This is a genomic window from Mobiluncus mulieris, from assembly GCF_014204735.1.
Taxonomy (GTDB): Bacteria; Actinomycetota; Actinomycetes; order Actinomycetales; family Actinomycetaceae; genus Mobiluncus; species Mobiluncus mulieris.
In genome coordinates, this window is record NZ_JACHMA010000001.1 from 458,833 (window position 1) to 484,862 (window position 26,030).

Sequence of the window (26,030 nt, forward strand, 5' to 3'; positions counted from 1 at the left end):
AAGGGAGTGTAAAGTAATGCGACACCAGATTTTTCATCATGACGCCTCGGTTTTTTATGTCCACAAAACCCCCACTGCGCAGGGGTGGGATTTGAAAATTCGGCTGCGGTGTTCCCCGGAGGCGCCGATAGAAAGAGCGGCAATTCGCACCCTGGTGGACGGGGAACCTTCCTTTGCGTGGGGCGAGCGTCTGGACGCGCAAACGGTCGGGCCGAGTGGCCAGTGGTGGGAAGTATTGGTTTCTACCCAGGTAAAAACATTTGCCTACCGCTGGCTGGTTGGCCTCAGAGGTGATGAGTGGCTGTGGTTGAACGGCGAGGGCGTGTGGGAACATACGGTTCCGGATCATGCGGATTTCCGGGTGCAGTTGGATGGTTTGGCTCCTCATGAACACTTGTGTTCATCGGTGTACCAGATTTTCCCCGACCGTTTTGCGCGTTCAGCGCAGACGGAAGTGCGCGGACTGCCGGAATGGTCAACCGGATGGCTAAACCCCGACCCCGCACAGTGGAACGATGACGCGGCGCAAACCAAACTGTTTGGCGGGGACTTGTGGGGGATTATCGACCACCTTGACTATATTCAAGACTTAGGGTTCGACACGGTTTATACCACACCGTTCTTCGAGGCACGTTCCTCACATCGCTACGATGCGCATTCTTTTGAACATGTGGATGCCGATTTAGGCGGGGACGAGGCGCTGATTGCTCTGGTAGATGCTTGCCACCAGCGGGGAATGCGATTCTTGGGAGATTTGACGACCAACCACACCGGGGTTACCCATGAGTGGTTTAGGAAGGCCATGGCGGATCCGGATTCCGCAGAACGCGGGTTTTATTTCTTCGATGAAACTGGGGATTACGCGAAATGGCTGGGAGTGGAAACCCTGCCCAAGTTGAACTATAACTCGGCGGAGCTGCGGCATCGTATGTTTGGATCCAGTGGCGTGGTACAGAAATACTTGAAGCCACCCTTCAACATGGATGGTTGGCGCATTGATGTGGCCAACATGACCGGGCGCTTTGGCCAAAGTGACTTGTACGAGTCGGTGGCCAGCGAGCTACGTGCGGCGGTTGACGCTGCTGGGGAAGATAAAGTCTTGGTGGCGGAGCATGCTCATGATTTCACGCTGGATATTCGGGGCGAGACCTTCCATGGAGCCATGAATTATTCTGGTTTCACCCGTCCCGTGTGGGAATGGGTGACCGCGATGGACGAACGAACCCCGATTTTCATGGGATCCCCAGTTCCGGTCAGACCCCAGACGGGAGAAAACTTCGTGGATACCACCGAGGATTTTTCGGCGCAAATGGCGTGGAATGTACGTGCGGCTTCTTTCAACTTGGTGACTTCGCATGATACTGCCCGGCTGATGGATATCGCCGGGGATTCGCAGCGGGCTCGGGTGGCATTGGCTTTGTGCTATACCCTGCCGGGAGTACCCATGATTTTGTACGGCGAGGAATACGGCCTGGCCAGCACGGGCGATTTCAACTGTCGGGTTCCGATTCCGTGGGAGGATGTGGAAAATCAAGCGATAGACAACCGGGAGCTGCTGCGGGTGCTGGGTGGCTTGCGTAAAGGCGGTTCGGCCTTGCCCTCCGGTTCGCTGCGCTGGGTGCAGGTTTCCGAGGACGTGGTCGTGTTTATGCGCGAACACCAAGAACAGACTATTCTGGTGTGTCTGAGCCGCTGCGGGGACAACCCCGTAGCAATTGACGATGAATTCTTCCCCGGACGTGCACCCGACACAGTACCCCTGGGGGCACTATCACTGGACAATGGCAAACCGGTGGCGAGCCTGGATCAAGGCATAGCCGTAGCCGTGTGGAACGGAGTCCAGTAAGAACTAGACAAGTTTTTGCCGGCTCCTTGTATGTGAAAGTTTACAAAACTTTCAAGCCCTGGCTGCGATTTTGGCTGGTGGTACGAGGGATTCGTTTTCATGAGGTGCCAACTAGAATTACAACCCGCACTCCGGAAAAACATGGCTGGCCACACTTTTCCGGAATAGAGCCTGTGACCTGTGACTTTAGCTTGTTGTGGTGGGGAGATTGGCGAAGTAAGGTGCGGGTTCGTGAGATACTGCAGGGAGCCTGAGGTTCAGCCTGTACTCGATGGTTGTGTCACAAGTGGTGCGATTTTAGCAACATCGTTTTATATCCGACGATGCGACCCAAATCGCACCGGTTACGACCAGCACCTCATGAACCGCAGGGTAACCCAGGGAAAACCGTTCCCAGCGGGTAAACTTGATCCCAGTACAGAAACCCCAACAGCCACAACGGAAAGGAACCCCAATGACCGACTTTCGCGGCCGCCATTTTTTGAAAGAACTGGACTTCACTGCGGGGGAATGGCTGGAACTGCTTGACTTGGCGGCCGAACTCAAGGCCGCTAAAACAGCTCGCCACGAAACGAAACACCTGGAAGGTAAGAATATCGCCCTGATTTTTGAAAAGACTTCCACCCGAACCCGCTGTGCTTTTGAGGTGGCGGCTCATGACCAGGGCGCCCACGTGACCTACCTTGACCCTAGCGGCTCCCAGATTGGCCACAAAGAATCTATCGCGGACACCGCCCGGGTGTTGGGACGGTTTTTTGACGGTATCGAATATCGCGGGGATTCCCAGGAAAAAGTCGAAACCCTGGCACGGCTTGCGGGCGTGCCGGTGTTCAACGGGCTGACCGACCAGTGGCATCCCACCCAAATGCTCGCCGACATGCTGACCATGCGCGAGCACTCCAGTAAACCTTTGCATCAGGTGTCTTTTGCCTATGTGGGGGACGCCCGGTTCAATATGGCGAATTCGTTGCTGGTTACGGGGGCGATGCTGGGGATGGATGTGCGGATAGTCGCACCCGAAGCGCTGTGGAATGACCCGGAAATTGTCGCCACCGCGCGGGGGATTGCCGCCGACACCGGGGCGAAACTTGCCCACACCGCCGATGTGGCTGCGGGAGTGCGCGGGGTGGATTTTGTGTACACCGATATTTGGGTGTCCATGGGGGAGCCGGCCTCGGCCTGGGGCAAGCGGATTGGCTTGCTGCGTCCCTACCAGGTAAACACCGCGATGCTGGAACTGACCGGCAATCCGGACGTGAAGTTCATGCATTGTCTGCCGGCCTTCCACGACCGCCATACCACGGTGGGAGAACGGATTTACCAAGAATACGGCTTGGACGGCGTGGAAGTCAGCGATGAAGTGTTCAACTCTGCGGCCTCAATTGTGTTTGACCAAGCCGAAAACCGGATGCACACCATTAAAGCAGTCCTGGTCGCCACCCTGGGGGATGCCGCCAAGGTAGCGACCAGCTGCTAGCCACGCCACAACCGAATAGTCTCAGCCAACTACTTTCAAGTGGTGGCGGCGTGACTGACTTTGGCGGTTCGTGACTTTATCGGGCAGGGATTTACTCCGGGATGCCCCTGATAGTTTTGAGTAATATAGGTGTCTGTCCGTGGGGGGATGTCATAGTTGGCGCCGCCCTCATTGTCCTTGTTGTACCAGTGGTTATTCCCGTCGTTAATCACCATGGGGAATTCGAGCCCCTCGGAGGTAATGGTTCGTTTCCACCAGCCTTTACAGGCCTTATCCATCTTTTCGCCAAAATTATCGGTCCAGGCGCCGTCCGGCTTCTGATAGTGCAGCTTGTAGCGTCCCTTGCCGTAGCCCTTATTCGGCTTGAAATACACGGTGACCTGCGGGTCAGGAGGGAGTGTATCCTCTGCCTTCTCCTCGCCGTAAATGGGATCACTGGGATCGGTGGCAGCACCGTTCGGATGACTGGCCGGGGTTGCCCCCACATACAGCGCCACGGCCTCCCGTAGCGGAATCGTGGTCTTGACCTGGCCACCCTCGACTTTCACGATCTGGGAGCAGTCGCCAGCCGCATACACGTTGCAATATTCACCGTCCGGCAGGTCGGTTTTATAGGTAACCTAATTTCGTTATTAATCGCCAAAAATCCTTTAGCGCTGCGGCTGAACGCAATGTTGTTGTCGCCATCATCTTGCCATTTGGTGACGGGTTCGCCCTGTACCGCATTGTGGAAGGCAATTTCGCCCGGATTGTTTAGCGGCCTCCTGTTTAATCGCCAGCAAATCCTCGGGTGACATGTGTTGCACCGCGTCGATACGGAACCCGGCCACGCCAATAGCCAGGAGGTCGGCATAAAACTTGCCGATTGTCTGTCGCACATGGGGTTTAGAGGTATCCAGGTCGAGCAGACCACCTAGGCGATAGTTCCAAACCTGTTTGGGATCCTTGTAATCTTCAATGTTCTTTTCTTCGGAGTGGAAATCTTCTTTAGTGTATCCGGCATCTGGGAAAGACAGGTTTTTGATGTCATATTTGGTACCACCCACGCTGAGGCTTCCGATGCCGTTGGCATTCACTGTGTGGTTGATTACTGTATCGACAGTGATACCCACGCCCTGCGCCTGGCAGGCGGCAACCATACTCTTGAATTCGGCTTCGGTTCCCAGTTTAGAGTTCAGCTTATAGCTAGTGGGCTGGTAGCTGGTCCACCATTCTTTACCCCTGATGTGGTCTTGAGGGAGACTTGCACATATTTGACACCTTCGGGGACATAAGTAGCAGCGCATTCCTTAGCGATACTGTTCCAGTTTTGTTGAAGGGCAGTGACGATTACGCCTCTATCCGGGGTTTTCGAGAGGTTTTTTGCCAAAACCGGGGATTCCTTAAATTCGGTGTCATTTGCGGATTCGCCGGCATATGCGCTCCCTACCAGTCCGGTAAAGACCAGGGAAGCGGTGGCACATGAAGCCACCAGTTTCGCCAAACGCTGTCGCGTATAGGACATAGCTATCTCCTTTAATAATCTATATAACTGCCCAAGTGGTCATCAAAGTTTGATAAAACGGTCAGTCACCAATCATTTTGCTAGTCTGACTAGCGGATTGGTTGGAAATGCTTGCAGTATTTTCCTGATAGTTTCCGCTCCCCGGTCCCATCGGCTTCATACCTGTTCGCGATTTGCAGTTGATTTCAAGGTAGGCTTCTTCATGAGGTGCCAACAAACAGGAAAGTAGAGGTGGGGTAACCCTCAGCGCGCTTTCTTGCTAAAGAATCTTTTGATTCTGTCTCTCAAAGTGTTTTTTGGCGGTTTTGCGGGCTGTAAATCTGGGGGAAGCCGGTTGAAAATTTCTCGAAATTCGGGGTCAATATGCAAGTACATCATCGGATCGATTTGCGCATCAAAAATCCGTCTTCCTGTGAAACGATACAGGTTTTTACCGAGGTCTAGTGGGGTACGAATTCCTGTCAGACGCATGAGTTTTGCGATATCCTCGATGTCTTTAGGACGTCCCGCTAAGGTTTTCAACGCCAGAATCATTTCCGGCGATGCTAACTGCACTTCCAGACCTTTACCGTATTCTCGCCGTATTGGTGTGTCTTGTTTCTTATTATCGAACCAAGACCAGGTCATGCCCCCGTCATAGGTATCTCCAGTAAACTCCGTGTTAATCCAATCCGGAGCTAGGCCGGGTTCTGTGGACGCGACCTCAGCGGCTGCCGCTTGTAAATATTGTTTACCAGCCTTGACTACTACATCGATGTCTTTGGTTATACGCGTGTCATCTATCGCTAGGGCGATGTTGGCGCCACCCACCACGTAGAGAACCAGTCGCTGTTGTTTGCGGGCTAAAACCTCGCCTAGCTTGCCAAGCAGTCGCTGTATGTCTTCCCGTCCAAGGTCTTGCTGGTTTTCACTCATGCCTACAGGTTTACCAGGTCTTGTTGGGGATAGATAATGGCTTTTTCTATAAATTCTGGAGTGGTGTGAATCATGTCCCAAAAGTCTTGGATAGGTGCAGTGTGGGGATTAGCTTCTGCGTAAGGGTTCCAGTTTTCCTCGAGGCTGGTTTTCCGCGTCCACTCGGGAGCAGACAATCCCCGATTATGAAGTCTCTTAGCGGTGATAGCCTCGATGAACGCATCCCAGTGCTGACTGTTGGTCGAGGGCGGTTCAACGTGAGCGATTTTTTGGAATGTCTCGAGGGGTAGTCTCTCCCACTTAGATGTTTCCGAGGAAAGGACACGTAGAGTGTGGTTGGTGGCTGCTTCCGGTTGGGTTTGCAGCCACAGAGCCAAACTGGTGGGCGTGTTGATTCCAGAGGGTGCGTCCATAAGCTCTATTGTGCCGATTTCTCGCACTGCGGTCAATAAATTTGTTGGCATCGTGGTTTATCTTGCCGGCAGTGTTTTCGATATGCCCTTTCAGGAATTCGAATACGGGTGTTCTCCACTCGGCTTGCTGTTTTCGATAGGCTGGGGTTATGGATACAGCAAACTTGGCTGCTGATGATATGTACGAGAAAATGCGCGCGGGGCAACTATACATCGCCCAGGGGGAGCGAATTGAGCGCCTGGGGGAGCAAGCCGCTGAACGCATGAGCCACTACAACACACTAGGGGCAGCATCCTCGGAAACCCGGATGGCGGTACTGCGGGAAATGTTCGCTTTTGTGGGGGAAGGTGTGACGATACGCCCCCCGGTGTATATCGACTATGGGATTCATGCTCGGATTGGGGCGGGTACTTTCCTGAACTATAACTGTGTCCTGTTGGATGTGGCGGACATCACTATTGGGGAGTACTGCCAGCTGGCTCCCGGGGTGCAACTTTTGACCGCTTGGCATCCCCTGGAGGCTGAACCGCGCCGAGCCGGCTGGGAGAGCGGCACCCCGATAACCATTGGTGACAACGTGTGGTTGGGGGCGAATACGCTGGTTTTGCCGGGCGTGACAATCGGGGATAACACCGTGGTTGGTGCCGGTTCAGTGGTGACCCGGGATTTGCCGGCCAATGTGGTGGCGCTGGGCAACCCCGCCCGGGTTCACCGGGATTTACCGGGATGCGCCGGGTAAATCTTGCTCCAATGAAGCGTCCCAGGCTTTGTTCCTAGGTTTTTGAAAGAACTGGACTTCACCCCGGGGGAGCACTAAACCCTGCGTCTGTCGGGCGTAGAGAAACCGACCTTGTCATGTTTTCAGTGACGTAAGCGCTTAGCAAGACTGGAACTGTAGCGGACAATGATATGTTTTTAACTCAAAGGCAAGAGAGGACGAAGTATGAGCGTTGATGCCAACGGCACCGACACTGAAACCACTTCAAAATCAAAGAAACGTTTTCGACTCCAAATCCCCACGGCGTTTACCATTTTGTTTTCCTGACAATCATCGCGGTTATCGCTACATGGTTGGTTCCGGCGGGTCAGTATTCAAAGCTAGCCTATGACCAGGAAACTAATGTTTTTTCTATCACCAGTCCCCAGGGAGAAGTGAAAGAAATCCCTGGCAGCCAGGAGTTTCTGGACAAACTGGATATCAAGATTAAATATGAACAGTTCGAAAACGGATCCACTAACAAGCCCATCTCGGTTCCTGGAACATACTAACGGTTGAAACCAAATCCGGCGGGTCTGGATAAAGTACCACTGGCCATGGTGCAGGGCACGATGGAAGCCGTGGACATCATGGTGTTCATCTTTACCCTTGGTGGACTGATAGCGTGGTCAGGGCGACCGGCGCCTTCGAATCCGGCTTGGTGGCGTTGACTAAAAAACCAAAGGCCACGAGTTCGTCTTGGTTTTCGCCATGTCTATTTTTATGGTTATTAGCGGCACTCTGTGTGGTCTGGAAGAAGAAGCCGTGGCTTTCTATCCGATTATGTGCCCGATTTTCATTGCCATGGGCTACGATGCCATCGTCACGATGGGGGTTATCTTTTTGGCTGGTTTTATGGGCGTTACCATGTCTATCTCCAACCCGTTCTCTGTGGTTATTGCCTCTAACACGGCGGGGGTTCCCTTTACTGAAGGCGTGTGGTGGCGCATCGGCGGCTGTATTGTGGGTTCGGCGGTCGTAATCGGTTACCTCTATTGGTATGCCAAAAAAATCAAAGCCAATTCCGAGTTTTCCTATGCTTGGGAAGACCGCGAAAGGTACCAGAAAAAATGGGGCGTTGCCAGCGGTGAGGTCATTCCTTTCACCTGGAGGCGTGTGCTTATCCTGCTGTTGTTTTTTGCGGGTTTCCCCATCATGGTCTGGGGAGTGATGGCCACCTTGCAAATGCTGGATATAAAGTACACGCACTGGCTCAAATTCGTTTGGCCAATGGTCATATTCGTACTGATTTTCGGAGGGGCTCTGCTGGTAGCCCAAACTATGATTTACGGGGCATGAGTGTGTAAGACCGCCACACTTTTGCAAACCATGTAATTGTTGACGGTCTGCGCTGGTGAAAAGTGCTAGTCCAGTCCCAAGTCTCGGCGTAGCCTGGCGACGTGTCCGGTGGCTTTCACCCCGTATTTAGCCAACATAACGTGTCCATCCTTGCCGACCACAATGGTAGAGCGGATGACCCCGCGTGTTATCTTGCCGTAGAGTTTCTTTTCGCCCCACGCGCCCCAGGCCTCGAGGACGGTTTTCTCCGGGTCGGAACCCAGTGGAAACGCCAGTCCTTGTTTGTCGCGGAATTTTTCCAGGGCGGGCGTCTTGTCAGGGCTGATGCCGATGACCTGGTACCCTGCCCCCAACAGCGAGGGCAACGAATCGCGAAAATCGCAGGCCTCCTTGGTGCAACCGGGGGTGGAGGCGCGGGGGTAAAAGTACACCACCACGCCTTTGTCGCACTTCGCCAATAAATCCTGCAAGGAAACCTGGCCTTGCGTGGTTTCAACGTGGAAATCCGGGGCGACTTGCCCCGCTTCTAAACGAGCCATGTCCCCATTCTAAAACACCCCGCCCGGTCTTTCCGGGAGTCTGTGTTTAAAATGGGGGACGGTGTTGCCCACGGTGAGTTGACCGGTGGTGTGTTTAGTCTCGGTGGTTGCGTTTTCGCCGTTTCGCGGCTTCATGAGGTGTCATCCGGGGTGGCGAGCGTGGTTGGAATAATGGTCTGGCCTGGGGGGATGTGGGGTTTCAACATTTGTTGATGGGAAGTGTGTACATTTGGCGCTAGATTTCGGGTTCTTTCCGGTGGGAACATGGTTGTAGTTGCTGGGGCACTGGGTGGTGACCCGGTGGCGTAAACCAGGGAAGTTCACTAGAGAAAGGACGTGAGATGGAAACCGAGGCGACTAGCCCAGCCCAGCAGTTGCGGCTTAGTGGCGTGGATTGTAATCGGGGGGCGAATGTGTTGATTCGCGATGTTAATCTGACCTTAGAGCCGGGAACCATCACCGGGCTGATTGGCCCCAATGGGGCGGGGAAGTCTACTTTGATTGCCACGATGTTGGGTGATATTGCCCCCGCGCGGGGTAGTGTTACCTATGGGGGCAAACCAGTACGTAGTCTGGCGCATCGCTCCCAGGTGTTTGGGGTGGTCACCGAGGCGCATGGCCTGCCGCCGAAGATGAGTGTGCGGGACATGATTCTGTACTGGGGTGGTATCCACGGGGTGCCTTCCATTGAAATGGCGCGGCTTTCCCAGGAACTTGGTGTGGCGAGTTTTTGGGAAAAACGCTTCGATAAGCTCTCTACCGGGATGCGTCGGCGGGCCGAGATTGTTCTCGCGCTGTTGCCTCGCCCCAAGGTCGTGGTTTTGGATGAGCCTTTCAATGGTTTGGATATGGATGGGGTGCAGGTGGTGCGTAACCTGGTGCAACGGCTGCGTGATAGTGGGAAAGTCGTAGTGATTTCCACGCATACCCTAAATGAGCTGGATTTCCTAGCCGACCGCAGTGTGGTGGTACACCAAGGGAAACTGGTGGAACTTGAATTTACTCGCGGTGAGCTGGGAGCCAGCGAAGCCGCCTATCAAAGACTTCAGGAAGGAAAATAGCCATGAATACCACACCGAATTATTTTGAATGGTTCCTACGCGAACTACTGCGCTGGTCAAAATCAACCGCGCTTTGGGCTGTCATCCTAGTAGGCGCGTTTATGACTTTCATGGCAATCACGGGGACAGTGGCCAGAAAAGTTCCGGAGTTGGAGCAAGGCCTGATTGACGGGAAAACCCTGAGTGATTTCACGCTTTCCATGTCTTTCTCGGGCGCGCTGTTTGCATCTATTCTGGGGATCGTGGTAGTGACTGGGGACTTCACCACCAAGTTTTCCACCCGATTATTCCTGTTCAACCGTCTGCCTTTCACACTGATGATAGTGAAATCAGCCGTTGCAGCACTACTGGGGCTGGTGCTAGGCGCGGTTATCCTGGTGACTTGCTGGTTTTCTACCCAAGGGTTTTTAGCGGCGCGGGGTTACGAGTTCTTCCCACCCCAGAATCTCTGGCAATGGGCAGGCAGCCATCTAGTCATGTTCACGCTCTCCGCGATTTGGGGGGTAGCCCTAGGATTCATATTCAGAAACACAGTAATCGCCATCATGTTTCACGTCCTCTACCTGATGGGAGTGGAAGCCACACTTATGGCTATCTTCCCTTCGGTAGCAAAATGGTTACCCGGCGGAACACAATCCGCAATCATTGATGATATTACTTTGCCACAGCGCTTGGATATGCTCTCTGGTACAGGTTTATATCTGCTGTGGGTCTTAGCCTTATTTGTGATTGCCACCATTGTGGCGGTTAAGTTCAACCAGCCGGTGTTGCCCTCACTCACGAACCTGGTTTCCAAACGATTTTCGTCTAAGGAAATACACTCTGCCTCTGAGAAAAAACTCAATACTGCTGTGTGAGTACAATCACCCAACTAGTAGCTAAGTAGAGATTATGTAAAAATTTGAACCTTAACTTGAATAATCTCAATATGTGCAAGCAAGGAAGAAAATAAATTAGATCTTAAATGGTTGGAATGAGTTTTCACTCACTACGTTATTGAGCCGCATTCCGGATTGTAGAGATTGTTGGAAAGAATCTTTTTGCGCAGTGATATCCACACAAATATGAAAGGAGGTGAAAACAATGAAAACCAAATACGATTTTATGGTTGAACCACTGGAAGGTCTAGTAGCGCCATTTGATTGGAGTGACTTCGGGACTGGAATGGGAGTTGGCGTAGGCTTAGCAGCTATTGTCGTAATGGCAACCTAAACGTAAATACTATGTGCTAACATTCATGAAGGGAGGTGAAAATAATGTGTAATCGAGATTTCGAGATAATAGAACTAGAAAATCTAGAAGCACCAGATGCAGGCGAGTTAGGTCTAGGAATTGCCGTAGGTGTGGGTGTAGGTATCCTAATCGGAGTTGTGGCAGCCACATAACATGACAATAAATTGTCACATAACTTAATATTTTGGTTTATGTGGGTGGTTATAACAATGTGCTGGTTTTTTTCAACAGAATCATTCACTCACGCCGTGTGTAGCCACCCACAGAACCAACAAACTACAACAATAGAAGCCGTAACGCGAAAGGAAGATTATGGGTAACAATAACAATGTTAACAAGAACACCAAGTATGCGACGCTATTTATGACATTAATCATCATAACGATGATTATAAGTGTGAGTCGAGCCATACCCATATATATTGGCATTCCCCTTTTACTTATCTTCATAGGGTTTGAATCTTTCTTTATCAGCAAGGCGACTAAAGCTAAAAAGAAAGGTGATTAAAATGTGCAATTCTTACCACGCTTCAGCTTGGAATCTTTTTACTGGAATTGACGCGAACAATAAAGAACGATACGGTTCTATCTATTGGGTAAAGACTTTCGATTTATCTAGCTTCGAAGAATTAGCAACCGCAGATACGTTCGTTTTTGCTCCCGCCATGGCACCGGGTGTCTCCGCTACCCTGCTGGGTTCATTCGGCATCGAGGGAGACGAAGCGGTCTTCGATGATGGCCTGATTGTTGAATCCTGTGCGTTTTCGAGCCTACCATACCTTGATGTTTTTGCTCCGACGTACCTGTGCTTTGCCGAAGCAGCTGATGCTGAGAGCCTTCGCAAGAACACTCGAATTTTTGCTGAAACCGGGCAACTTCCAAACTCCCTCTTGAATCCTCTGGTGGTCTTTGAACTGGCCGATTTTATCCCCGGACGTTCCCGTCTCTCTCGTTTCACTCTTGATGAAGAGGGAATCCATCCTTGGACTCCTAACCCCATTATCGCCACTTTGCAACAAGAAAATCCGTCCCTTTCCTTACATTTTGCGGGTGCCGTGTTGCTTTCACGACTCTTGAAAGATTACCAGGGACAACTACACTTTGACCTTCCCCAGCCACCCTTGAATTCGGACGGCTCAACCGAGCTACAGGATTTGATTCTTGCACGCAGCAAGAACGATTTCTATTGTTTCAACCTGGACAGCGGTAGGGTGTTTTCCTTAGGTATCGACATGTATCGCGCTGCGCTGACAGGTTTCAACCCCGAAATTTTGGTGGAAATACCTGGGGATAGCCTCCCCGAAGGTCTGCGTGAGGATGCCCTTGCCACATTCAAGACAAAGGTGTGTGCGTGATGAGTGTTCTCACAACCTTGTTTTCAGCCGCTTTGGAAGCTGGCGTTCCCCGCAATCTTTACACCGGTGAAGGGGCACAGCTCTTCGGGTCACTTGCCTCCGGGGATGAAACTGAGTTCGAGGAATTAGCCCGCGCGAGCGAGCATCTCCCTGAAAATGCCACCGTAGGTGAACTGGCCTCCGGGGAAGGCCGCCTCTTACTCTCGCTGGATTCCCCCAATATCCGCGAGTACTATGCTTATGACACTTCCCCTATCCTACTCTCCCTGCTGCAACAGCGAGCGACGCGGCAAGGAATTCCTGGGGAGAAAGTAAAAACCTGCTGTCAAGATTTGCTGACTTGGGAACCTCAGGCTGATACTTTCGATTTCTTGCTGCTTGGAGCGGGAACCGTTCGCTTGTTTGACCACCAGCAACGTCTAAAGATTTACCAACGTGTACACCAGGCGCTCCGAAGTGGTGGAGTATTCTATATCTCTACCTCGGAGCCGCAGAATAACCATGGAACATTGTTTAGCTTGGGGCAAGTGAATCTTAATGGAAAACCAGTGGTGCCATTCTTCTATGCCGGGGAGATTCCTGGTCAGGAAGCACGGGAGATTGGATTCGTAGTTTTCGATACAGACATGATGCCAAAACCCGCTCGGGTCTATAGCTCCGTGGTGCATAACCTCAGTGGTGACCAACTGGCTTCCGAGCTGCAACAGGCTGGTTTTTCTATAGTAAACCGCACCTGCCGCGAGTGTACCGGTTTGGCTGATTCCCAGGAGTTGTTAACCATTATTACTGTAAAGGTTGGTGGTTAGAATGCTATGGGAATTTCTGGTTCCCCCCTCGCAGATGGGGCAAGCCGCTAGAACCGTCGTGGAGGCTCGGGACTACCAATTAACCTTTGCCGACGGAACAAAAGCCATTGACTTAACCAGTGGCTTGTGGAATGTTAACTTCGGTTATGGAAATCCCTTTGTTGCCGAGCGAATCGAGAAAGTTATCCGCGAATGCCATTACGCGACATTGTTCCGCTCTTCCCACCCCGCTGCACATGAAGTTGCGGAGCGGCTGCTGGCTCATCTGGATATGTCAGAAGCAGCGCTGGTTTTTTCCACCAGCGGCTCTGCTCTCAATGATGTCATGGTCAAGCTGGCCTTACAATGGAATTCCCTGTTGGGGCGACACGCTCGCACGGTGGTCAGCATCCAGGGGAGCTATCACGGTATGACACTAAACTCGATGAAACTGTCGGGGGAAAATCTGGGACAAGCTGTTTACGGAGCACATTCGGCGAATTTTGTCCACCTTCCTCTTGATGATGTTGAAGCGTGGAAACAATTTTTTCAAACCAGGGGTAATACCGTCGCGTTGGTGGTTTTGGAGCCGGTATTGGGCTCCGGGGCGATTCCCCTTTCCAACGATGTCTTGAATGTCATTTTCGAGGCTCGTAAACAATATGGGTTCCTGATAGGGGCTGACGAAGTGGCTATGGGGTTATACCGTTTGGGTACCATAGCGGCCTCATTTGATTGGAAGGAATCCGCCGATTTACTTGGTTTTTCCAAAGGACTCACAAATGGCACTGCCGCGAGTTCAGTCTTAGTGGTTTCTAATACTGTCGCTGAGGTATTTATCCAGCAGGATAGTGTTTTCATGCACGGGGAAACCCAAGCCGGATCCCCCGTGGCGTGCGCCGCGATTCTGGGAGTACTCGATTTCTTGGATTCGGCCAATATTCAGGAGCAATACCATCAACTGGAATCCAGGGTTTCCCTTGACTTGGAACATCTGGCGCGGAAATATCATCTCTCTCGGCGAGGCATGGGGTTATTCCAGTATCTGGGGTGGGGCGACGCTGATTCTTTCGAGTCGGATGCGCTTTCTGGATCGCTCGGCGCGGATTATTTTCGCTCCCGGGGCATTTCCATCCAACCCTCCTTGGAAGGTATCCAGATTATTCCCGCCATTACTATGCCCATATCTATCTGGGATGAAGCGGTACGGAACCTACACGCTGCGTTTGAAGAGCTAACTACCCGGGGGACAAAATGACAGTCTTTATCTATGACGAATGTTGGCATAACCACCAACTTCCCGCAGCCGCCCGGAGCTATGTCAAAGGAGCCTCAAGTCGGGTTGCGGTCAGCTCCTCTTGTTCTCTGGCTGATGTCCGGGAACTTTCCGTGCAGTTAGAAACAGGCGAACCCCTGATTGCTTTGGGCGGTGGCGGTATTCTCGATAAAGTCAAGCTCGCTGCTGCTGCAACCGCGCAGCCCTCCTGGGAATCCTATCTCCGGGCTGGCCGCAGCGGTGTCACCACGATTCCTGGCAACAAATCCTGTCCAATACTCGCGATTCCCACGACTCTGGGCACTGGTTCTGAAAACAACAGTAAAGCTGTCCTCGAAGTAACCGCATCGAGGCGACGTCTGGTGCTGGGGAACAGTCTCAAACCAAGTGGATATGTCTATCTGCCCCAGGTCTACGAAAGCCTGTCCCCCCGGTTGATTCGCCATGGAATTCTCGAAATTGTGTTTCGCTGTGCCGGGATTCTGGCAGTCATAACCAACGCTACCGCTCGACGGGAGTATGCAGAACTCTTGCAGATGGCCGTGACGCTTTACCGCCAATCTGACGAAAATCCAAAACCACAGAACGACAGCGTCCTGTTGGAACAGGCCGCGCGACTATCCGGGATTACCCACCAAGTACCACTAGGAGAGAAAACCTTGGTTTGGGTGTGGCCATTGTGGTACTTAGCCAATGAGCTGTCTTCGCTGGCGGGAATTACAAAGTTGGAAGCCACCATAGCCTTAGCACCTTTCGTCTGTGAAAGAATCGGCTCCTTTGGATGTGGAACCATCGAAAACCTGCGCCAGATTGAATCAGTAGTTGGACAGAACCTCCCCGATTTTCTGACACCAGCAATAGCCTCGCTGGGAGGCAGCGTTTGCCACAACCTCGCCTCGATAGAGGTGGAACAGGTCACCAACCAGACTTTCAGTCAGTGGGCTGGTCTAGGGTTGCCGCTGGGTTCTGTCCTTCACGTGCAGCTTAGGGAGCTATTCAGCACTTTACGGCGACAATTCTCTGCCACAGATGTGGAGGCTTCCGCCCCGAGGAGTTATTCGCAGAATGCAAGTAACACATCTAGTCTCGTATAATTATAGTTATGACAAAGAATCTAAGAGATGCATCTAAAGGTAATAATTTTGTAAGCAAATGGCAAGGATATTTTTTCCTGGGTTCAGCCACATTATTTTGCGCGCTCGATTTGTCTGTTGTTTATTATTATAAGATCTTATTCAGCTCTCCTGTATCGTTTGTTATAGCGGTTCTGTTTATTCTTTTGGCTTTACATGGCAAGTTTTTTCAAAAATCAGATCTTGCTTATGTGATATTCCTAAACGCTGTACTGTTGATACCACCTTTGAGTCACAACATCGCATACGCCACACTGGGTACTACCATAATCGTTATAAGTTGGATTGTGGAAAACTGGGTGTGGCAGGGTCTACTGCTCTATGCTTCGACCAGCGCGGTTTTGTTAATTCGTGCCGAGGATATCACCCTTACCTTGATTTTCCTTTGCTTACAGTTTGCGGTTTCCCTTATTGTTGGTTTGCTTATGCGCCAACAAAGGGATTATACCGCACTGCTGCAGGGGTACCTAGATTCGTCCGGGCTGGCTGCGGAACAGATTAGGTCACAACTGCGTCGGGAACTGGCGGCGCAGCTGCATGACACTACCGCCAAGGATTTGGCACAGATTTCACTTGCTGCCCAGAAACTGCGCGATGACCCCAGTTCTGTAACCTCCGAGGCGCTAGCGGAACTGGCTAGCGCAGCTAGCGCTGCCGCCAAGCGAATCCGTCCGATGATTTTGAACCTGGATATCAGTCGGGAATCCATCAGTTTGGAAAAGGCTCTGGTGGAATCCCGCAAGATGCTCACCGCGCGGGGTATAACCCTCGATGTCGTTGTCCCGAAGGGGACAGACCAACTGCTGACCCGCCAGCAACAGTTGGTGGCTTCCCTAGTAGTGCGGGAGAGCGCTAGTAATATTTTGAAATATGCCCCCGAGAACTCCTTGGCCAGTCTGGAGCTTTCCCTTGACGAAGCACGAAACCTGAGCGTTTACAGCCAAAATCGGGTAGCCGAACACCCAGACACCAGCTTCACTGGAGGCTATGGGCTACGCAACTTGGAAGATAAGATTACTTCTGAAGGTGGAGAACTGCTGTTTGGCAAGTCTGGGGATAAATGGAACCTTAGTGTCGAAATACCTTTTAGAAAGGAGAAACCCGGTGACCGATAGTTTGAGAGTCGTTATTGCTGACGACGATGATGCATTTCGTGATGATTTTGCCCAGCTTTTGGCTATGCAAGAAGGGTTCGAGGTGGTTGCCGTCGTAGAGAACGGTGCGGAGGCAATTAGCGCCTGCTCTCAAGGGCATATCGATATGGTGCTGTTGGACGTGGATATGCCGGTGCTGGATGGCATCGCAGCGGCATCCACTATTAAAAAGATGAGTCCCCAGGTCACTATCGTGATGCTCACTGCCTTCGCCCACGAGGACTCCCTCGACGAGGCTCTTGCGGCGGGGGTGCGCGCTTTCCTGACCAAGGATATAGAGGTAAGGCATTTAGCGACACTGTTGCGCGAGGCTCATGAAGGGAAAATGATCATGGGGAATCGTCCCACCGAACTGCTGACCGAACAATACCTGGAAAAACGCCTCAAACAGCAAGAATACGAGGATTTCCGCCAGGACGTAGCGGAGCTACCGGAGCGTTTGCTGCCTGTGTTCCACCTGGTAATTCAGGCCAAACCGAACAAGGTAATCGCCGAGGAGCTCTTCCTTTCCGAGTCATCGGTACGCACCTATGTTTCCCAAATCCTCGAACTAACCAACTGTGCCACTCGCGGCGAACTCACCCTGCGCGCGCTGCGCAGTGGCATCGCCGACTAACAAATTCGCCTGAGACAAAGGTAACTCTGTACCGGTGTCCACTAAACAAGGGTAACCTCACCGCTGGGCTACCCGAATTGCGCCGACTAGGCCGCACGTTGAAACGCCGCGCCGCCGACATCCTGGCCTACTTCGACCATCCCCATAGTTCTAACGGCTCAACCGAAGCCATCAACGGCCGCCTAGAACACCTCCGAGGCTCCGCCCTCGGGTTCCGCAACCTCATCCACTACCGCATCCGTGCCCTCCTCGAAACCGGAGGATTCAAAAACCAACTACACCCTTAAAAGCGAAGAGTCTCTAAAGTCTCCAGTTTGTCTACAGTAAACGAGTTTGTTTTCATTTTTTCACCTCCTTTCGTGTTGATGTGATTATTTTGTTCAGGAAGTCTCTGTTGATTTGATTGCAACCAATCTAGGGTAGCAGTTTGCGTAATCCAGGTTCCCAAGGGTATTTCTCCCATTTCTGCTACCAGCAGTCCGACTGGATTGCCGCCGATTGTTTCAATGTTTTCGAGGAGTTTCGCGGGTTGCGGGGGTAACACCCCTGATACTTTGATAGTGGGGGAAAGTGCCTGCATCGGTTGGGCACTCTGGGTTTTCTGTTTTGAAATTCTCCCTGCCCCCACGGTTTCGGTTGCCAATAAACCCGCACGTTTAAGCTCTACGGTTTTACCTGTAAATCGTGGCGCAACTAGATTCGTGTAGGTACTGTCACCCTCTGTCCAGTAGGCACCCGTCTGGCGCAGAGGTACTGGCGCAAATCCAAGAGGTATAAGAACTAGGGCTGTGGCTCCTACAACAATAAATCGTGACCAGATTGGCTTGTGTTCCTGGCGTGTTTCCTTGGCAATCTGTATTATGCCTCGAAGCATTAGGAATAATGCCCCCCACACTAAGGCAGCACCAATAACTTGTCCGATAATCCCCGTGTTGTCGTTGTCTTGCCGGTAAGCCATCAGCAGCAGCATCCCGAGGGGAGTTCCAGAACAGGCCAAGCCAAAGACTACTCGCAGCAAGCCTAACCTTCGAAGCTTCCCCCAGCTCCCGGTAACGAAGTACACCAGGGCAGTTTTCCATTCTTGCATGGTTTTATCGCGCAGATTCGGCTGATCCAGGAAGGTCATTAGGGCTATGTATCCGTCGAGCTTAATAAATGGTGCCAGATTCAACACTGAAGCCGCATAGAAGGCGGTGGTGAGCAATGCCAGGAAAGCGTATTCCCTGCCGGTGAGGACGAAAATCAAACAGGATAATCCCGAGATGCCAAAAGTGGTCACCACTCCGGCTAAAGCAACCATAGTCCGCTGCCAGTTGTGTGGCAGTTTCCAGGCCTCGGTCACATCACAGAAGAACGCAGGGGAGAGATAAAACAGCATGACCCCGATGCGCCGAACTTTTCCACCGAAGTACATAAGCGCAGTACCATGGGCAAATTCATGGATAGATATACCCACCACCATGCACATATACAAAGCCAGCAAGGTCAATGGTTCCTGCGGGGTGGACATCGCCGTAAAGAAAGCATCACGATTTACCAGCACCAGGAAGATGCCAAGCAAGCCAAGAAGCACATTCAAAGCTGCTGCCCACAACAGGAAACCGCGTTTCGCAAAGTGTTGCAGCCAAGCGAAGTGACCAGGCTGATTGAGGATATCAATCTGGATGGAAAACAACGAATTGAAATGCACCCGGGATTTCCGTGTAGTTTTCACATTATCAGAAACGTGGTATGGCATTCTGGTGAGTAAACCGGCATTCTCCAGCATAGTGGTGGCCACCTCGAGGTTCTCCCTGTCCAGAGGTTCGCCCGAAAACTGAGGAGAACCGCCGGGTTGTCCCTGTTGAAACCACTGGAGCACCCGAGCTAAATCTGGAGAGAGTCGTGACGGGACACCGCCATTTACGGACACAATCCAGGGATTATCGCTACAATCAGGCTTAGTCAACTCTAAACCTGGGGGAACATGCAATTGTGCAGCCATCTTTGCTTCACCTCCTTGGGTGTGTCTGGTTTATGCTTGTTATCTGGTAATGGGTTGTGGTTTTTCGGTTACGCTAGGTGTCTGCAAGTTTGTGGCCGGTTTCTTGGTGAAGGAGAGGCGTTTGGCAACCAGGTTCGTGAGTGAGGGCAACACCGGCTGGTTGAACTTCATCAACAGCACAGCGGCAATCACGAACAAGCCTATGACCCACAGTGAATAGACACCCACGCCGGGGAGCATACCCAAACGTTGCGGCAAAGTAATATCATCAACGATTGCGGATTGTGTTCCGCCGGGTAGCCATTTCGCGGCTTGGGGAAAGATGCTTTGAAGCGTGGGTTCTAACATGGTCAAAAAGATAATCTCGAATGTGATGCCGATTACTGTGTTTCTGAATATGAATCCTAGGGCTACCCCCCAAATCGCAGTGAGTGTAAACATAACCAGGTAACCTCCCGCCCATTGCCAAGGATTGTCGGGTGGGAAGAACTCGTAACCCCGCGCCGCCAAAACTCCTTGGGTGGAAAACCAGCTGGTCACCAGGATGATCGCCCCTGACACCAGTCCCAGGATGGCGGCAACCATAGCCTTCACCACCATCAACGCAAAGGGCAAGCGGTTGAATAGGAATAAGCGGGTGGAAAACTTGGTGGTGAAATCCCCAGTCACTATCACAATCCCCAGAATGGCGGTGAACATGGAACCAGCGAAAGACATAGAAAGTACGATGTCGCTAAAGGTCTTTTCGTCAATCAGGCCTTGCTCCAGTTCCGGAGCACGACTAGACACAGTTCCCATGATAGAAGTGAAAATCATAAACGCTCCAACCAGGGTGACTACCAATAGGGCAGTTGATTTTGACCAGCGCAGTAGTTCGCGTAGGAACCATTCAAAATAATTCGGTGTGGTATTCATGGCTATTTTCCTTCCTGAAGTCTTTGATAGGCGGCTTCGCTGGCTCCCAGCTCACCGCGAGTAAATTCAAGTTCCACCAGTTTCCCTTGGTGTACCACCACACTGCGGTCGGCTAGGAAATCCAGCTCATTTAGGGTATGCGTGGAAATCACTACGACTTTCCCACTATCACGCAGCCGTTGCACCAGGTTACGCACCACCTGCACCCCATCCATATCCAAACCATTGAAAGGCTCATCCAAAACCACGACCTTGGGGCGAGGCAACAGCGCGAGAACAATCTCGGCCCGCCGACGCATCCCGGTAGAGAGCTTATCGAAGCGTTTTTCCCAAAAACTCGCCACACCAAGTTCCTGGGAAAGCCGCGCCATTTCAATGGAAGGCACCCCGTGGATACCACCCCAGTACAGAATCATGTCCCGCACACTCATCTTCGGCGGCAGGCCATGCGCCTCGGTGACCACCCCAAACACCTGGGAGCGATGCGCCAGACTACGTACTGGTTTGCCCCCATAGGTAACACTACCCCGCGCGGGGGCAATATCACCCAACATCGTGGCAATCAAAGTAGACTTCCCCGCCCCATTGGGGCCAATCAGCCCGGTGATGGTTCCCGGCTCTAAGGTCAGATTAACATCGCGAATCAACACATTCGCCCCCCGATTACAATCCACGCCACTAAGCCGCAACTGCTGGACTGGACTCGTCGCCTCGGTTTCCATCTCACGTCCTTTCTCTAGTGAACTTCCCTGGTTTACGCCACCGGGTCACCACCCAGTGCCCCAGCAACTACAACCATGTTCCCACCGGAAAGAACCCGAAATCTAGCGCCAAATGTACACACTTCCAATCAACAAATGTTGAAACCCCACATCCCCCCAGGCCAGACCATTATTCCAACCACGCTCGCCACCCCGGATGACACCTCATAAACCCGAAAAACTATCGGGGGCGATTTGTTGGTGATGGGGGCATTATGTCCTGGCTCAGGGGATGCGGCGCGATTACATTGACACCGACCGGTATTACACGGAGATTTTCGCCCAGGTTTTACGGCTTTCGGGTTTGCCGAATTGGCCGGAAATCAGCCGGTTTATGGGCAAGGAATATGGACGTATTTGGCTGGATTATTTGAAAGAGCATCCTCATGAACTCGTGGCGTGGCCAGCATAAGCGGGTGGAGCAACAGTTCCTGGCGTTCATTGGGACTGATGCTGTGTTGGTGTTCAAGGGTGGCGCAGCGCTTTGCGGTGGCTTATGGCTATGAGCGCTCGGTGAAAAAGGACACGGTTACGGTGCAGCGGGTGACTGTATCCGTCATTATTGGCATGGCCTTCCCGCTCAGGTGCAAAATCAGATTCAACATGCTTTGAGCGAGAATGGGTTAGAGCAGTTTGACGCGGTTTTGGCAGCGGACAAGGACGAGCTGATAGACCCAGATACGCTGGCGGAGAATTACTTGGAAGCCTATGCCACGGTAGAATCGCTATCACCCAAAGAATCTAGGTAGTTAATCAAGAATTCCCGGGGTGCCTCATGCACGAACCTTGCATCTTGCCTAACAACGCGGGTCACATCCAGAAAGGCGTGGCGCGAGTGATGAGAGCGAGAAAGTCGTGGAGGGAACCGGTGTTACCGACACCCTCCACAGTCAGGCTTACGCAAGAGGTTCAAGGATAGTGACTAGATGTTTTAGGCCATCCCGTATTGTTATCTTTCCCGCTGTTTCGCTTGAGTTGAACACACGTGAGAACAAAAGCAACCCCGTATCCTCCGGCTACTATCGGATTCAGGATAATTTTGGGTCGTGGCATTCCTAGCATGAGGAAGAGTGCCCCTGTTAGAGTCGCAGCTACAACGATTCCGGCAATGTAAGGCCAGAGATTCTTATCGGTATTAGCAGAAGGCTGCGGCACCGCTCAGCCCTCCTCCAACTGCACCTCCGATAAGGCCAACTACGCCTGCGCTTACAGTACCCACAACGGGTAACGTAATCGTTCCTACAGCCGCGCCAGCTAAACCTCCGCCAGTTCCACCTCCGATAACACCACCACCTACACCAGCGATGCAACGCCAGAATCCGCGAACCTGGAACATTGGGCTAACACGAACCTCGATATCATGACCAGTTTTTTTATAGTTGACATATACCGGCAATCCATTTTTGTCGGTTGCGGTGGTGGGCAGTTTTTCAGTGATACCGTTTTGTGTAACTGTCAGGGTCTTATCATCGAATTTGACTCCTTTAGAGAGTTTCCACAACGCTGTTGATTCGTTCACCACCTGGATGGTTCCAGCGGATCTCGCATTCGCATTATTTGGCGTGGTTGTGATTGTGCTGCGGTCTGCATGATTCACTGGGATGGCATCTGTGGCGAAGGCGCTTACACTTCCGGTGAAAGCGATGGCCGAGGCAACCGTGAGGGTGCTGGCGACACTGAGGAATTTTTGGAGTTTCATGTTTCTTCCTTTCGATAGGTTAGCCGATTTGGCTAGGATATTTTGGTTTACTGCTCCAGTGGTTTCATTGGAGTAAAGTCACTTCTAGTTGGTGACTAAAACCATGTTCCCACCGGAAAGAACCCGAAATCTAGCGCCAAATGCAGACACTTCCCATCAACAAATGTCGATATTCTATATCCGTGCAGGTCAAGACACTATTTCGAGGAGTACAGCCGGACACTGTGTCCTGTGAAAGCGACATTTCGAGTTGTAGCACAAAACATCCAACCGTCGTCGCAGTACCTCATGCTCCTGATGTCGATGACCCTTGACATCTGAAAGGTTACGACGAAAACGCAACCAGAGAAATGAGCACACCACCGTCCGACTTACGCAGAATGCGTCGATCTTGTGTTTAACGCGAGGATGTGAATCTCGCTTGTGATGATGACGAGGAAGTCTGTGGAGGATATCGGTAATACCAATACCCTCCACAGACTATTTGGTTAAGGATATATCGTTGGATATATCTAATTCTCCGGAGTATTATTATCCTGATTTTGCGTGTTCAGGGCTATTCTTATCAAAATAAGAGCAACAAAACAAGCAAATGATGCTCTGAGAATGTTGTTTTCAAGAAGCGCTTCCTTTAGGGGCATCCCGAGTGCGTAGAAAAGCAAAACAGAACATGCACCCAGTATCGGAATTGGGATAATAATCCACCACGAAATATTCTTTCTAGAAACAGGACGCTGCGGCACCGCTCATCCCCCCTCCAATGACTCCAATTATGGCGCCTCCGACTCCGCCTGCTACATTGCCTATACCAGGAAATACGGTTCCGACACCCACTCCGGCAGCGCCTAGGCTACCTCCACCTAGGATAGCACCGCCACCGGTTCCTAGAATGCACTTCCAGACATCCCTGTCCTGGTACATCAAAACCGTGCGAATTTCTATACCAGATTGATTTTTTTGGTATATTATACGCACCGGAACTCCGTTTTTGTCGGTTGCGGTGGTGGGCAATTTTTCGGTGATGCCGTTTTGAGTAACTGTCAGGCTCTTGGCATCAAAGCTGACTCCTTGCGAAAGCCGCCATAGTGCAGTTGAGGAACTAATCTGATGGATGGTTCCAGCTGACTGGGCAGCCACATCACTCGGGATTCCAGCGATTACAGATTGGCTTACAGAGTCAATCTGAGATGCATCTGTGGCGAAGGCGCTTACACTTCCGGTGAAAGTGATGGCCGAGGCAACGGCGAGGGCGCTGGCGACACTGAACAGTTTCTGGAATCTCATGATTCCTCCTTTCGACTAGCTTAGCCGGTCTTGGCTAGGGTTTTGTGGTTATTGCCCCAGTATTTTGCTGAGGTAAAGTCGTTAATATCTGGTTAGCAACTAAAACCATATTCCCACCGGAAAGAACCCGAAATCTAGCGCCAAATGTACACACTTCCCATCAACAAATGTTGAAACCCCACATCCCCCCAGACCAGACCATTATTCCAACCACACTCGCCACCCCGAATGGCACCTCATGAAGCCGAAAAACAAAAGCGAAGCGGGGATACGCGACACTTTATATCGGGCGCGAAGGGCGCGTTGTCCGTGAGCTGCGCTTGACCAGGTTCGTGGGCGGGGGGCTTGGAGTTGGTACGCCACCGGGCGTGCTTATATCTGGTACGTGATGCTCAGCGGCGCGTGGTCGGACCAGCGTTCGGCATAGCTAGGTGCCCGCCAAACTGATACTTCGGCTGCATGAGTTGCCAGCCCGGGCGTGGCCATTTGGTAGTCAATGCGCCAGCCGGCATCATTATCGAAAGCCTTGCCACGTTGCGACCACCAGGTGTAGGGGCCCTGTACCTCGCCCAGCAGCGCCCGGGTCACATCCACCGCCGGATGTTTCGCCGTGCCCTCCAAGGAATCGCTCATCCACGCGTCCAGTATCGCGATTTCCTCGTCCATCACGCCGGAGACTTTATTGTGGTTCGGCTTCCAATTCTTAATATCTCTTTCGGTGCGCACAATGTTGAAATCCCCACACACCAAGGCTTGGGCAGCGCCCGCACCGGCCGCGCGAGCCGTTGCGGCCAGTTCCGATAGTCGCTTCGTGGCTCGCTCCAGGTAAGCAAGTTTCTGTTCCTGCTTTTCCGACCCCAGTTCCCCGGAATGTAAATAGGCGCTGACCAGGGTCAACGACCCGCCACCGGGCAGTGAAACCTCCGCTTCCAACCAGCGCCCCGAATCCACATCCGGCTCTCCGGACCCGTCATAGAGCGCTGCGGGCAAACCTTCCCGAGTGTCCCCTAATGAAAACGCCGAATCACGACGCGCCACCAAAGCGACCCCCGCGCGCCCTTTTATCCGGCATGGCCACACCCGCACGTCGAAAGCTGGCCCAAACAGAGTCACGGTATCCTCGACAGTGGCGCGAACCTCTTGCAAGCAATACAACTCCGAATCGTCATTCGCCAGCCAATCCCCGAAACCCTTACGGAAAGCGGCACGTACCCCGTTCACATTAACCGTGGTGATCTTCATATATTCCTTTCAATACTGTCGGACTATAACGCGGCCAAACCACGAAACTAGGCACTATTCCTGGGGATTTCAGGGTTTGCGACGCTCCCCGGAATAATCTGTCCTTGCGCGTCAAGAGCAGCGATTCCATCCGCCAGTGGAATCTCGGCGGTGCGAATCGCTCCGCCCAGCTGCAGTACGGTGACCGGTTTAATCTCTTCGGGCTCCACCAAGTCCAAGTCGATTCCTTCTACCATGAAATATCCGTGCGAGCGACGACACAGCCGGGCAACGTAATCCAAATCCGCATCGGTCACATTCGTGCCCAGCGTAATATGGGGATAATAAGGGAAACGCGCCTCGCCGGCGAGTGGCCCGAAACGCAGCCGTTTCGCCAACTCTTTGCAGGTCTCGAAACCGCGTTGCACCTCGATATACACCACGGGGGACACCGGACGAAAGTCCCCGATATTGCCGAAACTAATTACGAAAGGCGAAAAATCGGCGCATAGCCGCTCGGCCTCGGCGCGTACCAACGGCACATCTTCGGGATTCACCGGGCGCGGCTCCACAATAGTAATATGCGGGGGAACGCCGTGGGTCTTGGTTATTTTCGCCAATTCTGAGGCATAAGGCTCCGGCAGGGGGATAATCATTCCCAAATACACCTGGCCGGGTTCACGCGGGGCTAGATACATGACTCCCAGCATACCCGCCATCGTGGCGTTTGCGGGTATAACTGGCAATTTTTGGTGACATCGGGCAGCCAGTCGAGTCGGTGGTGAGAGCCAGACTATGATTTT

At 52.2% G+C, this 26,030-nt stretch carries 29 protein-coding genes and 1 pseudogene; 17 read left to right on the forward strand and 13 right to left on the reverse strand.

Features of this window, described 5'->3' with window-relative positions; translation table 11 throughout:
* Nucleotides 1–16 precede the first annotated feature (16 nt).
* A complete protein-coding gene (locus tag F4555_RS02075; RefSeq protein WP_115325503.1) occupies nt 17–1,846 on the forward strand; it encodes a glycoside hydrolase family 13 protein in 1,830 nt (609 codons plus the stop codon).
* A gap of 454 nt (nt 1,847–2,300) precedes the next feature.
* Nucleotides 2,301–3,323 (forward strand): ornithine carbamoyltransferase, encoded by a 1,023-nt coding sequence (argF, locus tag F4555_RS02080; RefSeq protein ID WP_115325502.1) that lies wholly within the window; start codon nt 2,301–2,303, stop codon nt 3,321–3,323.
* 35 nt (nt 3,324–3,358) lie between these two features.
* Here the strand turns inward: argF and F4555_RS02085 are convergent, their stop codons facing one another.
* The 5 genes from F4555_RS02085 to F4555_RS11040 form a co-directional block, all read right to left on the reverse strand.
* Nucleotides 3,359–3,901 carry a carbohydrate binding domain-containing protein gene (locus tag F4555_RS02085; protein WP_004012853.1) on the reverse strand — a complete coding sequence of 181 codons (543 nt, stop codon included), beginning with the start codon at nt 3,899–3,901 and terminating at the stop codon, nt 3,359–3,361.
* A gap of 108 nt (nt 3,902–4,009) precedes the next feature.
* A complete protein-coding gene (locus tag F4555_RS02090) occupies nt 4,010–4,462 on the reverse strand; it encodes an alpha-amylase family glycosyl hydrolase (RefSeq protein ID WP_181816241.1) in 453 nt (150 codons plus the stop codon).
* Between the two features lie 35 nt (nt 4,463–4,497).
* Entirely contained in the window at nt 4,498–4,827 is a 330-nt protein-coding gene (locus tag F4555_RS02095) for a hypothetical protein (RefSeq protein WP_147286462.1), read from the reverse strand.
* A gap of 243 nt (nt 4,828–5,070) precedes the next feature.
* Nucleotides 5,071–5,742 carry a hypothetical protein gene (locus tag F4555_RS02100; RefSeq protein WP_115325500.1) on the reverse strand — a complete coding sequence of 224 codons (672 nt, stop codon included), beginning with the start codon at nt 5,740–5,742 and terminating at the stop codon, nt 5,071–5,073.
* A gap of 2 nt (nt 5,743–5,744) precedes the next feature.
* Nucleotides 5,745–6,206, reverse strand: a complete 462-nt coding sequence (locus F4555_RS11040; RefSeq protein WP_004012849.1) for a hypothetical protein — start codon at nt 6,204–6,206, stop codon at nt 5,745–5,747.
* A gap of 98 nt (nt 6,207–6,304) precedes the next feature.
* Here F4555_RS11040 and F4555_RS02110 point away from each other — a divergent pair, with 98 nt between their 5' ends.
* The 3 genes from F4555_RS02110 to F4555_RS10935 all read left to right on the forward strand — a co-directional run bounded on the left by F4555_RS02110 (nt 6,305) and on the right by F4555_RS10935 (nt 8,212).
* The gene (locus F4555_RS02110) at nt 6,305–6,895 is read left to right on the forward strand and encodes a sugar O-acetyltransferase (protein WP_004012848.1); all 591 of its coding nucleotides are present in this window, start codon (nt 6,305–6,307) and stop codon (nt 6,893–6,895) included.
* A 533-nt stretch (nt 6,896–7,428) separates the two neighbouring features.
* Nucleotides 7,429–7,584: a hypothetical protein gene (locus tag F4555_RS10930; RefSeq protein ID WP_004017559.1), complete on the forward strand. Its 156-nt coding sequence runs from the start codon at nt 7,429–7,431 to the stop codon at nt 7,582–7,584.
* Nucleotides 7,585–7,624: 40 nt separating this feature from the next.
* Complete coding sequence (locus F4555_RS10935) at nt 7,625–8,212, forward strand: arginine:ornithine antiporter (RefSeq protein WP_255312795.1); 588 nt, start codon at nt 7,625–7,627, stop codon at nt 8,210–8,212.
* A gap of 65 nt (nt 8,213–8,277) precedes the next feature.
* Here F4555_RS10935 and F4555_RS02120 read toward each other — a convergent pair whose 3' ends face one another.
* Entirely contained in the window at nt 8,278–8,751 is a 474-nt protein-coding gene (locus tag F4555_RS02120; RefSeq protein ID WP_004012843.1) for a peroxiredoxin, read from the reverse strand.
* A gap of 341 nt (nt 8,752–9,092) precedes the next feature.
* Between F4555_RS02120 and F4555_RS02125 the strand changes: the two genes are divergently transcribed.
* From F4555_RS02125 to F4555_RS02165, 10 genes and pseudogenes are all read left to right on the forward strand, one after another.
* Nucleotides 9,093–9,812 carry an ABC transporter ATP-binding protein gene (locus F4555_RS02125; RefSeq protein WP_255312794.1) on the forward strand — a complete coding sequence of 240 codons (720 nt, stop codon included), beginning with the start codon at nt 9,093–9,095 and terminating at the stop codon, nt 9,810–9,812.
* Nucleotides 9,813–9,814: 2 nt separating this feature from the next.
* Complete coding sequence (locus F4555_RS02130) at nt 9,815–10,669, forward strand: ABC transporter permease (RefSeq protein WP_112664845.1); 855 nt, start codon at nt 9,815–9,817, stop codon at nt 10,667–10,669.
* Between the two features lie 226 nt (nt 10,670–10,895).
* The gene (locus F4555_RS11045; RefSeq protein ID WP_004015326.1) at nt 10,896–11,024 is read left to right on the forward strand and encodes a daptide-type RiPP; all 129 of its coding nucleotides are present in this window, start codon (nt 10,896–10,898) and stop codon (nt 11,022–11,024) included.
* A gap of 475 nt (nt 11,025–11,499) precedes the next feature.
* Nucleotides 11,500–12,399 (forward strand): hypothetical protein, encoded by a 900-nt coding sequence (locus F4555_RS02135; RefSeq protein WP_252865108.1) that lies wholly within the window; start codon nt 11,500–11,502, stop codon nt 12,397–12,399.
* A complete protein-coding gene (locus F4555_RS02140) occupies nt 12,399–13,205 on the forward strand; it encodes a class I SAM-dependent methyltransferase (protein WP_004017076.1) in 807 nt (268 codons plus the stop codon). The genes F4555_RS02135 and F4555_RS02140 overlap by 1 nt, the downstream gene beginning before the upstream one ends.
* 1 nt (nt 13,206) lies before the next feature.
* Entirely contained in the window at nt 13,207–14,442 is a 1,236-nt protein-coding gene (locus F4555_RS02145; protein WP_004017075.1) for an aminotransferase class III-fold pyridoxal phosphate-dependent enzyme, read from the forward strand.
* The gene (locus F4555_RS02150) at nt 14,439–15,554 is read left to right on the forward strand and encodes an iron-containing alcohol dehydrogenase (RefSeq protein WP_004017074.1); all 1,116 of its coding nucleotides are present in this window, start codon (nt 14,439–14,441) and stop codon (nt 15,552–15,554) included. The genes F4555_RS02145 and F4555_RS02150 overlap by 4 nt, the downstream gene beginning before the upstream one ends.
* Before the next feature lie 266 nt (nt 15,555–15,820).
* The gene (locus tag F4555_RS02155) at nt 15,821–16,708 is read left to right on the forward strand and encodes a sensor histidine kinase (protein ID WP_252865109.1); all 888 of its coding nucleotides are present in this window, start codon (nt 15,821–15,823) and stop codon (nt 16,706–16,708) included.
* Entirely contained in the window at nt 16,698–17,363 is a 666-nt protein-coding gene (locus tag F4555_RS02160) for a response regulator (RefSeq protein WP_004012830.1), read from the forward strand. The genes F4555_RS02155 and F4555_RS02160 overlap by 11 nt, the downstream gene beginning before the upstream one ends.
* Nucleotides 17,364–17,425: 62 nt before the next feature.
* Nucleotides 17,426–17,650: pseudogene (locus F4555_RS02165) on the forward strand (transposase); the annotation flags it as partial.
* Here the strand turns inward: F4555_RS02165 and F4555_RS02170 are convergent.
* From F4555_RS02170 to F4555_RS02180, 3 genes are read right to left on the reverse strand one after another with little or no spacing between them, the layout of a single operon-like run.
* Nucleotides 17,647–19,347, reverse strand: a complete 1,701-nt coding sequence (locus F4555_RS02170; RefSeq protein ID WP_252865110.1) for a zinc metalloprotease — start codon at nt 19,345–19,347, stop codon at nt 17,647–17,649. The pseudogene F4555_RS02165 and the gene F4555_RS02170 overlap by 4 nt on opposite strands.
* A gap of 39 nt (nt 19,348–19,386) precedes the next feature.
* Entirely contained in the window at nt 19,387–20,262 is an 876-nt protein-coding gene (locus F4555_RS11050; protein WP_252865111.1) for an ABC transporter permease, read from the reverse strand.
* Nucleotides 20,263–20,264: 2 nt separating this feature from the next.
* On the reverse strand, nt 20,265–20,984 hold the full coding sequence (locus F4555_RS02180) for an ABC transporter ATP-binding protein (protein WP_255312791.1): 720 nt from the start codon (nt 20,982–20,984) through the stop codon (nt 20,265–20,267).
* Nucleotides 20,985–21,255: 271 nt separating this feature from the next.
* Between F4555_RS02180 and F4555_RS02185 the strand changes: the two genes are divergently transcribed.
* Both F4555_RS02185 and F4555_RS02190 read left to right on the forward strand, forming a co-directional pair.
* On the forward strand, nt 21,256–21,435 hold the full coding sequence (locus F4555_RS02185) for a hypothetical protein (RefSeq protein ID WP_004015178.1): 180 nt from the start codon (nt 21,256–21,258) through the stop codon (nt 21,433–21,435).
* 196 nt (nt 21,436–21,631) lie between these two features.
* Nucleotides 21,632–21,772 carry a hypothetical protein gene (locus F4555_RS02190; RefSeq protein WP_155812130.1) on the forward strand — a complete coding sequence of 47 codons (141 nt, stop codon included), beginning with the start codon at nt 21,632–21,634 and terminating at the stop codon, nt 21,770–21,772.
* A gap of 386 nt (nt 21,773–22,158) precedes the next feature.
* Here F4555_RS02190 and F4555_RS02195 read toward each other — a convergent pair whose 3' ends face one another.
* From F4555_RS02195 to F4555_RS02210, 4 genes are all read right to left on the reverse strand, one after another.
* Nucleotides 22,159–22,722 (reverse strand): hypothetical protein, encoded by a 564-nt coding sequence (locus tag F4555_RS02195; protein WP_115325498.1) that lies wholly within the window; start codon nt 22,720–22,722, stop codon nt 22,159–22,161.
* A gap of 720 nt (nt 22,723–23,442) precedes the next feature.
* Entirely contained in the window at nt 23,443–24,006 is a 564-nt protein-coding gene (locus F4555_RS02200) for a hypothetical protein (RefSeq protein ID WP_103758921.1), read from the reverse strand.
* 372 nt (nt 24,007–24,378) lie between these two features.
* Nucleotides 24,379–25,248, reverse strand: coding sequence for an exodeoxyribonuclease III (locus F4555_RS02205; RefSeq protein WP_103758922.1), 870 nt, complete (start codon nt 25,246–25,248; stop codon nt 24,379–24,381).
* Between the two features lie 47 nt (nt 25,249–25,295).
* Nucleotides 25,296–25,946, reverse strand: coding sequence for a 2'-5' RNA ligase family protein (locus tag F4555_RS02210; protein WP_103758923.1), 651 nt, complete (start codon nt 25,944–25,946; stop codon nt 25,296–25,298).
* Between the last annotated feature and the right edge of the window lie 84 nt (nt 25,947–26,030).

Coding starts and splice junctions, on each gene's coding strand:
- F4555_RS02075 (WP_115325503.1), top strand. CDS start 17: ATGCGACACCAGATTTTTCATCATGACGCCTCGGTTTTTTATGTCCAC.
- argF (WP_115325502.1), top strand. CDS start 2,301: ATGACCGACTTTCGCGGCCGCCATTTTTTGAAAGAACTGGACTTCACT.
- F4555_RS02090 (WP_181816241.1), bottom strand. CDS start 4,462: ATGGTTGCCGCCTGCCAGGCGCAGGGCGTGGGTATCACTGTCGATACA.
- F4555_RS02095 (WP_147286462.1), bottom strand. CDS start 4,827: ATGTCCTATACGCGACAGCGTTTGGCGAAACTGGTGGCTTCATGTGCC.
- F4555_RS02100 (WP_115325500.1), bottom strand. CDS start 5,742: ATGAGTGAAAACCAGCAAGACCTTGGACGGGAAGACATACAGCGACTG.
- F4555_RS11040 (WP_004012849.1), bottom strand. CDS start 6,206: ATGCCAACAAATTTATTGACCGCAGTGCGAGAAATCGGCACAATAGAG.
- F4555_RS02110 (WP_004012848.1), top strand. CDS start 6,305: ATGGATACAGCAAACTTGGCTGCTGATGATATGTACGAGAAAATGCGC.
- F4555_RS10935 (WP_255312795.1), top strand. CDS start 7,625: ATGTCTATTTTTATGGTTATTAGCGGCACTCTGTGTGGTCTGGAAGAA.
- F4555_RS02120 (WP_004012843.1), bottom strand. CDS start 8,751: ATGGCTCGTTTAGAAGCGGGGCAAGTCGCCCCGGATTTCCACGTTGAA.
- F4555_RS02125 (WP_255312794.1), top strand. CDS start 9,093: ATGGAAACCGAGGCGACTAGCCCAGCCCAGCAGTTGCGGCTTAGTGGC.
- F4555_RS02130 (WP_112664845.1), top strand. CDS start 9,815: ATGAATACCACACCGAATTATTTTGAATGGTTCCTACGCGAACTACTG.
- F4555_RS11045 (WP_004015326.1), top strand. CDS start 10,896: ATGAAAACCAAATACGATTTTATGGTTGAACCACTGGAAGGTCTAGTA.
- F4555_RS02140 (WP_004017076.1), top strand. CDS start 12,399: ATGAGTGTTCTCACAACCTTGTTTTCAGCCGCTTTGGAAGCTGGCGTT.
- F4555_RS02145 (WP_004017075.1), top strand. CDS start 13,207: ATGCTATGGGAATTTCTGGTTCCCCCCTCGCAGATGGGGCAAGCCGCT.
- F4555_RS02150 (WP_004017074.1), top strand. CDS start 14,439: ATGACAGTCTTTATCTATGACGAATGTTGGCATAACCACCAACTTCCC.
- F4555_RS02170 (WP_252865110.1), bottom strand. CDS start 19,347: ATGGCTGCACAATTGCATGTTCCCCCAGGTTTAGAGTTGACTAAGCCT.
- F4555_RS11050 (WP_252865111.1), bottom strand. CDS start 20,262: ATGAATACCACACCGAATTATTTTGAATGGTTCCTACGCGAACTACTG.
- F4555_RS02180 (WP_255312791.1), bottom strand. CDS start 20,984: ATGGAAACCGAGGCGACGAGTCCAGTCCAGCAGTTGCGGCTTAGTGGC.
- F4555_RS02185 (WP_004015178.1), top strand. CDS start 21,256: ATGCGGCGCGATTACATTGACACCGACCGGTATTACACGGAGATTTTC.
- F4555_RS02195 (WP_115325498.1), bottom strand. CDS start 22,722: ATGAAACTCCAAAAATTCCTCAGTGTCGCCAGCACCCTCACGGTTGCC.
- F4555_RS02200 (WP_103758921.1), bottom strand. CDS start 24,006: ATGAGATTCCAGAAACTGTTCAGTGTCGCCAGCGCCCTCGCCGTTGCC.
- F4555_RS02205 (WP_103758922.1), bottom strand. CDS start 25,248: ATGAAGATCACCACGGTTAATGTGAACGGGGTACGTGCCGCTTTCCGT.
- F4555_RS02210 (WP_103758923.1), bottom strand. CDS start 25,946: ATGGCGGGTATGCTGGGAGTCATGTATCTAGCCCCGCGTGAACCCGGC.